The organism is Caballeronia sp. EK, from assembly GCF_014384845.1.
Lineage (GTDB): Bacteria > Pseudomonadota > Gammaproteobacteria > Burkholderiales > Burkholderiaceae > Caballeronia > Caballeronia jiangsuensis.
The window spans coordinates 219,360-230,729 of sequence record NZ_JACSUE010000001.1 but is presented as its reverse complement, the minus strand read 5'-3'; the positions used below and the strand labels follow the sequence as shown (position 1 = coordinate 230,729).

At 66.6% G+C, this 11,370-nt stretch carries 11 protein-coding genes; 8 read left to right on the top strand and 3 right to left on the bottom strand.

The window, feature by feature from the left end:
- The first annotated feature begins 10 nt into the window (after positions 1 to 10).
- From IAG25_RS00990 to IAG25_RS00955, 8 genes are all read left to right on the top strand, one after another.
- Positions 11 to 829, top strand: coding sequence for an FAD binding domain-containing protein (locus IAG25_RS00990; protein WP_187603104.1), 819 nt, complete (start codon positions 11 to 13; stop codon positions 827 to 829).
- Positions 830 to 851: 22 nt separating this feature from the next.
- Positions 852 to 1,319, top strand: a complete 468-nt coding sequence (locus tag IAG25_RS00985; RefSeq protein ID WP_187603103.1) for an SRPBCC family protein — start codon at positions 852 to 854, stop codon at positions 1,317 to 1,319.
- A 29-nt stretch (positions 1,320 to 1,348) separates the two neighbouring features.
- Complete coding sequence (locus IAG25_RS00980; protein ID WP_187603102.1) at positions 1,349 to 1,858, top strand: (2Fe-2S)-binding protein; 510 nt, start codon at positions 1,349 to 1,351, stop codon at positions 1,856 to 1,858.
- A complete protein-coding gene (locus IAG25_RS00975) occupies positions 1,855 to 4,188 on the top strand; it encodes a xanthine dehydrogenase family protein molybdopterin-binding subunit (RefSeq protein WP_187603101.1) in 2,334 nt (777 codons plus the stop codon). The genes IAG25_RS00980 and IAG25_RS00975 overlap by 4 nt, the downstream gene beginning before the upstream one ends.
- Before the next feature lie 23 nt (positions 4,189 to 4,211).
- On the top strand, positions 4,212 to 4,937 hold the full coding sequence (locus IAG25_RS00970) for an enoyl-CoA hydratase/isomerase family protein (protein ID WP_187603100.1): 726 nt from the start codon (positions 4,212 to 4,214) through the stop codon (positions 4,935 to 4,937).
- A gap of 22 nt (positions 4,938 to 4,959) precedes the next feature.
- Complete coding sequence (locus IAG25_RS00965; protein WP_187603099.1) at positions 4,960 to 6,525, top strand: UbiD family decarboxylase; 1,566 nt, start codon at positions 4,960 to 4,962, stop codon at positions 6,523 to 6,525.
- 101 nt (positions 6,526 to 6,626) lie between these two features.
- On the top strand, positions 6,627 to 7,562 hold the full coding sequence (locus IAG25_RS00960; RefSeq protein ID WP_035499977.1) for a LysR family transcriptional regulator: 936 nt from the start codon (positions 6,627 to 6,629) through the stop codon (positions 7,560 to 7,562).
- 127 nt (positions 7,563 to 7,689) lie between these two features.
- Positions 7,690 to 8,607 carry a LysR family transcriptional regulator gene (locus IAG25_RS00955; RefSeq protein ID WP_187603098.1) on the top strand — a complete coding sequence of 306 codons (918 nt, stop codon included), beginning with the start codon at positions 7,690 to 7,692 and terminating at the stop codon, positions 8,605 to 8,607.
- Here the strand turns inward: IAG25_RS00955 and IAG25_RS00950 are convergent.
- Genes IAG25_RS00950 through IAG25_RS00940 form a run of 3 tightly spaced genes read right to left on the bottom strand, consistent with a single transcriptional unit; the run spans position 8,598 to position 11,357 of the window.
- Positions 8,598 to 9,521, bottom strand: coding sequence for an SMP-30/gluconolactonase/LRE family protein (locus IAG25_RS00950; RefSeq protein WP_187603097.1), 924 nt, complete (start codon positions 9,519 to 9,521; stop codon positions 8,598 to 8,600). The genes IAG25_RS00955 and IAG25_RS00950 overlap by 10 nt on opposite strands.
- A gap of 18 nt (positions 9,522 to 9,539) precedes the next feature.
- On the bottom strand, positions 9,540 to 10,565 hold the full coding sequence (locus IAG25_RS00945; RefSeq protein ID WP_187603096.1) for an ABC transporter substrate-binding protein: 1,026 nt from the start codon (positions 10,563 to 10,565) through the stop codon (positions 9,540 to 9,542).
- A 36-nt stretch (positions 10,566 to 10,601) separates the two neighbouring features.
- Complete coding sequence (locus IAG25_RS00940) at positions 10,602 to 11,357, bottom strand: SDR family NAD(P)-dependent oxidoreductase (protein ID WP_187603095.1); 756 nt, start codon at positions 11,355 to 11,357, stop codon at positions 10,602 to 10,604.
- Positions 11,358 to 11,370 lie beyond the last annotated feature (13 nt).

The window sequence follows — 11,370 nt, the reverse complement described above, 5'->3', positions numbered from 1 at the left end:
GGGAGACTTCATGTACGAAACCCTTTACCTGCGCCCGTCCTCGCTCGACGAAGCGCTCGGCCTGCTGCGCGAACACGAGGAGGCCCGGCCGCTCTCGGGCGGCATGACGCTGATTCCGACGCTCAAGCAGCGCCTCGCCGCGCCGTCGCATCTGATCGACCTCACGCGCATCGAAGCGATGCGCGGCGTGAGCGTCGAAGGCGGCGTGCTGCGCGTCGGCGCGTTGACGAAACACGCGGAAGTGGCCGCATCGAAAGTGGTCGGCGCGGCGATCCCCGCGCTCGCGCAGCTTGCGAACGTGATCGCCGATCCGCAGGTGCGCAATCGCGGCACGATGGGCGGATCGGTCGCGAACAACGATCCCGCCGCCGATTATCCGAGCGCGGTGCTCGCGCTGAACGCGCGCGTGCTCACTTCACAACGCTGTATCGGCGCGGACGACTTCTTCGTCGATACCTTCGAGACCGCGCTCGAACCCGGCGAACTCGTGACGGGATTCGAGTATCCGCTTCCCTCGCGCGCCGCCTATGCGAAGTTCCGCCAGCCGGCGTCGGGCTATGCCGTGGTGGGCGTGTTCATCGCGCAATTCGAAGATGCGATTCGCGTCGCGGTGACGGGCGCGGGCGCGTCGGTATTCCGCTGGCTCGATGCCGAAGCCGCGCTTGCCGCCGATCTGTCCGAAGCCGCGCTCGCCCCGCTGAAGATGGACGCCGCCGCACTGCCCGACGACGCCAACGGTTCGTCCGCCTATCGCGCCCATCTGATCGAAACCTACACGCGCCGCGCATTGCGGGCGCTGCTGGCGCAGCCGCTGCGCCAGCCTGCCTAAACCGTTTTCAGGAGACAAAGACATGGAATTCACCGGATCGCAGACCATCGCCGCCACGCGCGAGCAGGTATGGAAAGGCTTGAACGATGCCGCAGTGTTGCAGGCATGCGTGCCCGGCTGCGAGGAGTTCATCGGCGAAAGCGACGACGAATACAAGGCCGTGGTGGTCGCCAAGGTCGGCCCCGTGAAGGCGCGCTTCAAAGGCACGCTCGTGATTTCGGATCGCGACGGCCCGAACGGCTACCGGATTCTGGGCCAGGGCGAAGGCGGCATCGCGGGCTTCGGCAAGATGAACGCGACGGTCACGCTCGTCGACGCCGACGAGGGCGGCACGCTCCTCACCTATGTCGCCGATGCGCAAGTGGGCGGCAAGCTCGCGCAGATCGGTTCGCGCCTCGTCACGTCGGTCGCGAACAAGCTCGCGGCGGAATTCTTCACGCGCTTCAACGCGACGATGAGCGCCGAAGCCAGCGCCGCCGCCGCGCAGTAAAGCACGCAGGAAGACGAACGAGGTGAATCATGGCTGAAATCCAACTACGGGTGAACGGCGTCGACGTGAAGCGCGAGGTGCCGGACCAGACGCTCCTGGTCGAGTTCCTGCGCGAAACGCTGCGCCTGACGGGCACGCACGTCGGCTGCGACACGAGCCAGTGCGGCGCGTGCACGGTGCATCTCGACGGCGTCTCGGTGAAGTCGTGCACGGTGCTCGCCGCGCAGGCGAGCGGCGGCGCGGTCACGACGGTCGAAGGACTGCGCGAAAACGACAGCGCGCCGCTGCATCCGGTGCAGAACGCGTTCGTGCAGTGTCACGGTTTGCAGTGCGGCTTCTGCACGCCGGGCATGATCATGGCGTCGAGCTACTATCTGCGCGAGCAGCCGTCGCTCGACGAAGAAAGCATCTGCCATGCGCTCGAAGGCAACATCTGCCGTTGCACGGGCTACGTGAACATCATCGAGGCCGTGCGGCATGCGGCGCGCGAGATGTATCCGACGCCCGGCGACGCCGCGACGGAGGAAGCCACGCGATGATCGGCCAACCCATCCCGCGCCTCGAAGACCGGCGCTTCGTCACCGGCAACGGCCAGTACACCGACGATCTGCGCGTCGAAGGCCAGGTGCATGCCGCCTTCCTGCGCTCGCCGCACGCGCATGCCGCGCTGCGCTCGGTCGACGTATCGGCTGCGCGCGAAGCGCCCGGCGTAATCGCGGTGCTCGTCGGCCAGGATTATCTCGATGACGGCTTTCAGGGCGTCGATCACGTGCCGAATCCCATCGACGCCGTCGATGCCACGAAGAAAGCCTTCCTTAGCTCGCTGACCGGCGAGATCTTCAACCAGCCGCATATACCGCTGCCGATCGACCGCGTGCGATACGTCGGCGAGCCGATCGCGATGGTGATCGCCGAGACCGCGCTCGCCGCGCGCAACGCGACGGAGATGATCGACGTCGACTACGACGTGCTCGACGCCGTAGTCAACGCGGCGGATGCGATGCAGGACGGCGCGCCGCAACTGTGGGACGGCGCGGCGAACAATCTGTGCTTTCAGACGCAGATCGGCGATCGCGAGGAAGCGCGCCGCATCATCGCCGATGCGCCGTTCGTGCTCACGCGCGAATTCCATCACAGCCGCGTCGTGAACTGCCAGATGGAGCCGCGCGGCGCGATCGGCGTGTTCGACGGCGCAAGCGGCGTCTATACGCTGATCTCGGGCAGCCAGGGCGCGGTGCGCCAGAAGCTCTGCCTCGCCGTCGCGCTGAAAGTGCCGCCCGCGCAGGTGCGCGTGGTCTGTCCCGATACCGGCGGCGGTTTCGGTCCGCGTTCGTTCATCTACGTCGAGCAGCTTGCCGTGGTGTGGGCCGCGCGGCGCATCGGACGGCCGGTGAAGTGGACGAGCGATCGCAGCGAAGCATTTCTCTCCGACTATCAGGGACGCGACCAGATCGTGCGCGCCACATTCGGCTTCTCGCGCGATGGCCGCATTCTCGCCATCGACAACGCGTGGATCGGCAATGTCGGCGCGCATACGGTGTCCTATGTGCCGATGTCGAACGGCACGCGCATCATGACGACCGTCTACGACGTGCCGCTCGCCGCCGTGCACATCAGCGCCGTGCTGACGAACACGGTGCCGACTGCGCCGTATCGCGGCGCGGGCCGCCCCGAAGCGACGCACGTGATCGAACGCATGCTCGATCTCGCGGCAGCGGAACTGGGCATCGAGCGCGCGGAGATTCGCCGCCGCAACCTGGTCGCTCACGAGAAGCTGCCGTATCGCAGCCCGATGGGCCTCACCTACGACAGCGGCGAATTTGCGCGCAACATGGCGCGCGCGCTGGAACTCGCCGAGTGGGACGGTTTCGAGGCGCGTCGCGCGGCTTCGCGTGCGAACGGCATGCTGCGCGGCATCGGGCTTGCCAACTACATCGAGTCGCCGGTGGGCGCGCCGCGCGAACGCATCGAGCTGACGGTGCTGCCGGAAGGCCGCATCGATATCGTGTCCGGCACGCAGTCCACCGGTCAGGGCCACGAAACGACCTTCGCGCAGGTCATCGCGCAGCATCTGGGCGTGCCGATCGCATCGATCACTTTGCGCACCGGCGACACGGCGTTCGTGAGCGTCGGCGGCGGCAGCCATTCGGACCGCTCGATGCGCCTCGGCGGCATGCTGCTCGTCGATACCGCCGCGCAGATCGTCGCGCAGGGCAAGCGTGTGGCCGCCGAGTTGTTCGATGTCTCGCCGGAACGCGTGAGCTTCGCGAACGGCGTGTTCGCCGATGCGGCTTCATCGCGCGAAATCGGCCTCTTCGACGTGGCCGCGCATATCGCGCGCGACGGCATGCCCGGCGAGCGCTCCACGCGCAAGCTCTACGCGGAAGCCGAAGTCAACACGCGCGTGCCCGCGCATCCCACGGGCGCGGCCGTGTGCGAACTCGAGGTGGACCCGGACACGGGCGTCGTGAAGCTCGTCAACTACACGTCCGTCGACGATGTCGGCCAGCCGATCAATCCGCTGATCGTCGAAGGTCAGGTGCATGGCGGTCTCGCGCAGGGTATCGGGCAGGCGCTTTCGGAAACCTGCTATCTCGATCGCGACACGGGGCAGGTGCTGACCGGCTCGTACATGGACTACGGCATGCCGCGCGCCGGCGTGATTCCACGGCTCAATCTCGAACTCACCGAAGACCCGACGCACGGCAACCCGCTGCGCGTGAAGGGCGGCGGCGAGAGCGGCATCACGCCCGCCACGGCGACGATCTTCAACGCGCTCGCCGATGCCCTGAAGGAATACGGCACCGAAGAACTCGCGATGCCGGCCACGCCGAAAGTCGTGTGGGAATTCATCCACCGCGACGCATGAATACGCTCAACAAGGAGACCTGCATGACCAGCCCTCACGTTGCGATTCGACGCAACGGCCCGCTCGTGGACGTGGTGCTCGACCATCCCGGAAACGGCAACCTGATCGATGCGCCGATGAGCGAAACGATCATCGACACCGTCACGACGCTCGACGACGAAGTGAAGCTCGTGCGCATCCTTTCGAGCGGCCCGGACTTCTGCAAGGGCCGCCTCTCGCCGATGCCGCCAAAGGATGCAAAGCCGTCCGCCGAAACGCTGCGCCGCGTGGTCGCCGCGCCGCCGCTCGCGCTGTACGACGCGCTCAAGGCGGTGCGCGTGCCGGTGCTGTCGGTGGTGCGCGGCGATGCGCTCGGCGTCGGCTGCGCGCTCGCGGGCGTATGCGACATCGCGCTCGCCTCCGACGACGCCGTGTTCCAGATTCCCGAAATGGAACGCGACATTCCGCCGACGCTCGTGATGTCGGCGCTGATCGGCCGCGTGCCGGTGAAGACCGTCGCGCACATGGTGCTGAGCCGCGTGCGGCTGTCCGCGAGCGAAGCGCTCCAGGCGGGTCTCGTGAGCCGCGTCGTCCCGGCCGCAAGCCTCGACGCCGAAGCGGACGCGCTCGTCGAGACCCTGCTCGGCTGCAGCGCCGTCACGCTGCGCGCGGTGAAGCAGTTCCTGCATCTCGCGCCTGAAATGCCGGCGAGCGGCGCGAGCGGTTTCGCCGCCCATCTCGCGGCGACGGCGCTTTCCGCGCGCTTCTAAGACACGCATCAAGGAACCCAGATTGAGACCCAAGACCGCCATTCCCTCGACCGCAGACGGCACGCCCGCGCCCGACCTCGAACGCTTCCGCCTGCGGCGCTTTCTCGAATCGCTCGACGAGACCGAACTCGAACGCCATGACGCGAGCGTCGATCTCGCCGACATCGCCGGCATCATGGAAGGCAATCCGCGCGCCGTGTGGTTCAGCCGTCCGTCCGGCGGCGCGATCTCGCTCGCGGGCAGCGTCGCCGCGAGCCGCTCGCGCCTCGCGAAAGCCTTCGACACGACGCCGCAACGCCTGCTCGACACCGTGCGCGAACGCCTGCGCGCGAAGGGCCGGCTCGTCGAAGTGAGCCGCGAGGAAGCGCCCGTGCAGCAGGTCGTGCTGACCGGCGACGACTGCGATTTCACCGCCCTGCCCGTGCATCTCCAGCACGAACTGGATGGCGCGCCGTACATCTCGGCGTCGATCGACTTCGCGGTCGATCCCGAAATGGGCTGGACCAACGTCGGCATTCGCAGGCTGATGCTGCGCGGGCGTCGCACGGCCGGCATCGATCTCGTCGCGCCATCGGATCTGCGCGCGATCGCCATCGGCCATGCGAAGCGCGGCGAGCGCACGCCGATCGCGTTCGCGGTGGGCACGCATCCGATCGATCACGTCGGCGCGACCATGCGCATTCCCGCCGATGAACTCGAACTCGTCGCCGCACTGCGCGGCGCGCCGATGGGCGTGGTCAAGTGCGTGACGAACGACCTGCTCGTGCCCGCCGACGCCGAGTTCATCCTCGAAGGCTATCTCGACGAACGCGGCCACGCCGAGCCCGAAGGCCCGTACGGCGAATTCCTCGGCTACTACGGCGGCGTGAAGACGAATCCGCTGTTTCATCTGACCGCGATCACGCATCGGCGCGACGCGGTGTTTCAGACCTGCACGATCGGCGGCCGCTCGATGGCGCGCACCGACACCGCGCAACTCGCCGCGCTGCGCACGGAAGTGACGGTGTGGCGCGCGCTCGAAACCGCCGTGCGCGAAGTGAAGGCCGTCTATGCGAACCCGGCCACCGGCGGCATGTTCAACGTGCGCGTCGCCATGCAGCAGCGCGTGCCGGGCGAGGCGCGCAACGCGATCGCGGCGGTGTTCGCGTCGCTCGCGAACGTGAAGCATGTGTTCGTGGTCGATCCGGACATCGACGTGTTCTCCGACGAACAGATGGACTGGGCGCTCGCCACGCGTTTCCAGGCCGATCGCGATCTGGTGCTTCAGGACAGCCTGCGCGCGATGCCGCTCGACCCGTCGCTGCTCGGTGCGACGAAGACCGCGAAGGCCGGCTTCGATCTCACGTTGCCGCTACTTGCGCCGGGCGCCGAGCGCGACCTTGAGCATCGCGTGCCGACGCCGCCTGCGTATCGCGGCGCGCGCTTCGAATCGCTCGACGCGGCGCTCGAAGACGGGCCGAAGCGCTTTTCCGAGCTGATGGCCGCGACGGGCACGCGCGACGGCCGCGAAGTCGTGCGCTGGCTCGAAGACACGGCGCAACGCCGTGGGATCGCGCGGGACGAAGAAGGCCGCTACGTCCTCGCGTAACGCCCCGGCGGCTGCCGAACCGCAGTTCCAGGGTACGGCAGCCGCTGCAACGGACGGGATAGAATCGGGCTCCACGCGCGAAAAAGAAACGGCTGTCGTCAATGAACCTGTCCCTCAAACAACTCAAGGTTTTTCTTGGTGTCGCGAACGCGTCGAGCTTCACGAAGACCGCGCAGAGCATGCATCTGAGCCAGGCGGCGCTTTCCGCGATCATTCGGGAGCTGGAAACGCAGCTCGATTGCCGGCTGCTGGAACGCACCACGCGCACGGTCTCGCTGACCGAAGCGGGCCGCCTTTTCTATCCCACCGCAATGGCGATCGTCGAGTCGCTGGAGAAGTCGGTCATCGAGCTCAATGAGCTGGGACGTCAGAAACAATCGTCGCTGCTGCTCGGCTGCACGCCGATGATCGCCGCGAGCCTGATGCCCTCGGTGCTCGCGCGCTTTTCGAGCGTGTATCCGAATGCGCAGATCGAACTCGTCGATCGCAATCCGACCGAGCTCGTGCAGATGGTCGAGGAAGGTCATCTCGATGCGGCGTTCGGCGTGTTCTTCTCGCAGCTTTCCGGCATCGACCGCACGCCGATCTTCCCGACGCGGCTCGTCGCGGTGTCGCCCGCGCAAGCCGGCACGCCGCTGCGCGGTCCCGGCATCCGCTGGACCGCGCTGGAGAATCAGCCGCTCATCACGCTGCCGAAGGACAATCCGCTGCAAAGGCTGATCGAGGCCACGCTGTCGAAAGAGGAAGTGACGGTCAGCCGCCGCATCGTCGTGGGCCATCTTCAGACGGCCATCGCGATGGCTCAGGAAGGGCTCGGCACGGCGGTCATGCCGTCCTTCAGCGAACATATCTGCTACCGCTACAACGTGCGCGTCGATGCGTTGCGACCCGAGGTGCCGCTGTCGTTCTATCGCATCACGCGAACCGGCCGCGACACGCTCGCCACGCTCGATCAGTTCACGACGATGTTCACAGAAGCCGCGAAGGAAGATCCCATCGGCGTGGGCGACAACGATATCGACGAGGACGAGGACTGACACTCGCGCGAGGCGAATCGGCGCATCGGTCCTGCCACTGCCGTGGCTTTGCACTTGCAACTGCCCGCGTGCATACTCTCTGCACCGAAGCAACACTGCCGTTGGGAGACGGCTTCCCGGAGAGTCGATGCGTTTCGATCTGCAATCGCTGAAATTGTTCGTCGCTGTCTGCGAGCAGGGCAGCATTGCCCGCGCGGCGGAGGCCGAGAATATCGCGCCTTCGGCTCTCAGCAAGCGCATGTCGCATCTCGAAGACACGCTCAAGACCGCCCTCTTCGTGCGCAGCAACAAGGGGCTGGAACTGACCGCGGCGGCCGCGGCCCTCTTGCAGCATGCCCGCGTGCTCCTACGCGATATCCAGCAGATGGAAAGCGAACTGCTCGATCATGCCGAAGGCGTGCGCGGTCAGATCCGGCTGCATGCCAGCCTCTCGACGATCGTGCAGTACATCGCCAACGACATCCGCGAGTTCCTGGAGCTGCACCCGGGGCTGCGCATCGATCTTCAGGAAAGCCTCAGCCCCGCGGTGGTCCGCGCGGTGGCGGAAAACACGGCCGATATCGGCGTGTTCGGCGGCACGACCGTGACCACCGGACTACAAGTCTTTCCCTATCGCAGCGACCGGCTGGTGGTCATCATGCCGCCCGATCATCCGCTCAGTCACGCCGGTCGGGTGAAGTTCCGCGAAGTGGCGAAGTACCCGCTGGTGGGACCGCAAGCGGGCAGCTATCTGAACTCTCTGGTGTTGCGCGCGGCGGCGGACCTCGATCACCCGCTCAAGCTGTCGATCCGGGTCAACGGCTTCGAGCCGGTGCGCAGCATGGTGGAAGCGCGCCTCGGTATCGGCCTCGTGCCCGAGCATCATGCCGAGCGCTATGTCAGCTCGGCTCCATTGGTCGCCGTGACGCTGGACGAACCCTGGGCCGAGCGGCACTGGAAAATCTGCGTGCGCGAGGCGGAGTCGCTTCCCGCGCCGGTTCAGCTCTTTCTCAAGCATCTGCTCGCGAGCCAGAATGCGCACCCGGCATCGGGCGATCACGAGTAAGCCAGCTTCAGTCCGGCCTGCGGCCAGGGCAGCGTTCCGAGCCGCCCCGTGCCCGAGAGCGTGACATACGCCGTCTTCATGTCGGCGCCGCCGAAGCAGATGTTGGTCACCATGCCGTCCGGCACCATCACCTGCCGCAGCACCTCGCCCGTGGGCGCGACCACCGTGATGCAGCCGGTGACGAGCGTCGCCACGCAGATGTTGCCCTCCGCGTCCACGGCCAGGCTGTCGAAGCGCTGATAACCCGGCAGGCCGCACACCAGACGCCCGCCGTGCGGCGACGGATACGGATGCTTGCGCGCCCGGCCGGGCGCCTCCAGATCGAACGCCCACAGCCGCGCGGTCTCGGTCTCCGCCACATAGACGACACTGTCGTCCGGCGACAGGCCCACGCCGTTGGCCGTGGTCAGCGGATAAGCGACTTCGACGATCATCGAACCATCGGCGCGCCCGTAGTAGAGACCCGCATGATCGCGATCGCGCAGCCGGTTCTTGCCGAAGTCGGTGAAGTAGAAGCCGCCGTCGTGATCGAACACGATGTCGTTGGGACCGCACAGAGGATGGTCGCCGCAGCGGTCGTACAGCGTCGTCAGCGCGCCTGTGCGCGGATCGAATCGCTCGATGCGTCCGCTGGTATAACCCGGATGCACGCCCGGCCTGGTGCGATTCAGCCCGGCGACCGTGCGGAACAGAAAGCCCCCGTTGTTGCAGATGTAGAAGACGCCTTCCGGTCCCAGCGCGAGACCATTGGGCCCGCCGCTCACCTGCGCGATCACGCTCACCGTGCCGTCGGCGGCCACGCGGCTGATGGTCTCGCGCTCGATCTCGACCAGCACGACGGAGCCGTCGGGCATCGCCACCGGTCCCTCGGGAAATTTCAGGCCTTCGGCCAGAATGCGGATGCCGCTCTCCATCGTCGCTCCCTCGCCAGGTCAGTGTTTGCCGGCGTTCTCGACAAAGCGATTGTCGTAGGTGGCCTTCAGATCGATCGACGCCTTGCCGATGTCGGGATCGAAGGCGGCCAGCACATCGTGTACGGTATGCGCGGCGGCGTCCGTCATCAGGCCGTCGCGCGAGATGCAGCTTCGCATGTTGCCGTAGGCCTGGGCGAAGACATCCTTGTCGGCCAGCGCGTATTGCTGCGGCACGGCTGCCGCGACCTGCTCGGGCGTCGCCTGCGCCATCCAGCGTTCGGCCGCGAGTATCGCGTTGGTCACCGCCTGCACGGTATTCGGATTTTTGGCGGCGAACGCTTTCGTCGTGTAGATGGCCGCTTCCGGATAATCGCCGCCCAGCGTGGCGCGGGTGCCGGCCGGATCACGCATCACGGCCAGCGGGAAGAGATCGCCGCTACTTTGCAGCACGGTCGCGACCGGATCGTTGCTCATCAATGCATCGATTTGCCCGCTGCGTGCCGCTGCGATCGCACCGGCGGACGATCCCACGCCGATGATCGACACATCGCCCGGCTTCACGCCCGACTTGCTCAGCAGGTAGTTCACGCCCATGTGAAAGCTCGATCCGGGCGAGCTCACGCCGATGCGCATGCCCTTGAGATCGGCATACGTCTTGACCTTGCCGTGGCTCGCGCGCGTCACGCCGAACACCCAGCCGGGACAGGAGGCCAGCGTCACGAAAGAGACCAGTTGCTGCCCTTTGGCGGCCATCGTGATCGTGTTGGAGTAGGCGCCCGCCACGATATCGGCGCTGCCGCCCATCAGCGCCTGAAGTGCCTTCGCGCCGCCGCTGAACACGCCGATCTCCACATCCAGCCCTGCCTGCTTGAAATACCCGCGGCTGTCCGCGATGACGAAAGGCAGATAAGGGAATCCCACGCCCGCTGCAGCCAGATGAAGTTTCGGTTTCTCCGGCACAGGCGCGGCTCCGGCGGCCGACGCATTCACGACGACCGCGCAGGTGGCCAGCACCGGCAACACCAGACGCCAAAGCGCTTTCACGATGGTTTGTCTCCCGGCCTCATGCAGAGGCTCGACTCAGTAGGTCGCGCGTCCGCCGGACAGGTCGAAGACCGCGCCGGTGGTGAACGAATTCTCTTCGCTGGCAAGCCAGGCGATCATCGCGGCTGCTTCGTCGAGTTCGAGGAAACGGCCGCGCGGGATCTTGCCCAGCATGTAGCGGATATGCTCGGGCGACTGCTCCATCGCGCCGGGCGTGCGCGCCACGGCGGGCGTGACGCAGTTGACGGCGATATCGTGGCTCGCCAGCTCCTTGCCGAGCGACTTGGTCATCGCGATGACGGCAGCCTTGGCCGAACTGTAGGCCGCCGCATTCGGGTTGCCCTCCTTGCCCGCGACCGAAGCGAGATTGACGATGCGGCCGTAGTTCTGGCCGATCATGCCCGGCACCACCGCGCGGCAGCAGTGGAACGTGCCGTTGACGTCGATATCGAGCACCTGCTTCCACACGTCGACCGGATAGTCGATCAACGTCGCATTCGGCCCGACGATCGCCGCGTTGTTGATCAGGATATCGATACGCCCGCAGGCTTTCAGCGTCCCCGAGACCGCGGCCTGCACGCTCTCGTAATCGGCGATATCGACACGCTCGAAATGGACATCGTGCCCGCCCAGTTCGGCACGGGCCTGCTCCATGCCCGCGGGGTTGATGTCCCAGATCGCGAGCCGCGCGCCGGAGGCGAGCAGCCGCTGCCCGACCGCGAGGCCGATGCCCTGCGCGCCGCCGGTCACGACAGCGACGCGGTCCTTCAGATTGATCGCGTTGGTCTGCAAGATGGTTTCCTCG

Excerpts from the sequence above, each read along its gene's own strand:
- IAG25_RS00980 (WP_187603102.1), top strand. The coding sequence starts at position 1,349 with ATGGCTGAAATCCAACTACGGGTGAACGGCGTCGACGTGAAGCGCGAG.
- IAG25_RS00955 (WP_187603098.1), top strand. The coding sequence starts at position 7,690 with ATGCGTTTCGATCTGCAATCGCTGAAATTGTTCGTCGCTGTCTGCGAG.
- IAG25_RS00950 (WP_187603097.1), bottom strand. The coding sequence starts at position 9,521 with ATGGAGAGCGGCATCCGCATTCTGGCCGAAGGCCTGAAATTTCCCGAG.
- IAG25_RS00975 (WP_187603101.1), top strand. The coding sequence starts at position 1,855 with ATGATCGGCCAACCCATCCCGCGCCTCGAAGACCGGCGCTTCGTCACC.
- IAG25_RS00970 (WP_187603100.1), top strand. The coding sequence starts at position 4,212 with ATGACCAGCCCTCACGTTGCGATTCGACGCAACGGCCCGCTCGTGGAC.
- IAG25_RS00960 (WP_035499977.1), top strand. The coding sequence starts at position 6,627 with ATGAACCTGTCCCTCAAACAACTCAAGGTTTTTCTTGGTGTCGCGAAC.
- IAG25_RS00990 (WP_187603104.1), top strand. The coding sequence starts at position 11 with ATGTACGAAACCCTTTACCTGCGCCCGTCCTCGCTCGACGAAGCGCTC.
- IAG25_RS00985 (WP_187603103.1), top strand. The coding sequence starts at position 852 with ATGGAATTCACCGGATCGCAGACCATCGCCGCCACGCGCGAGCAGGTA.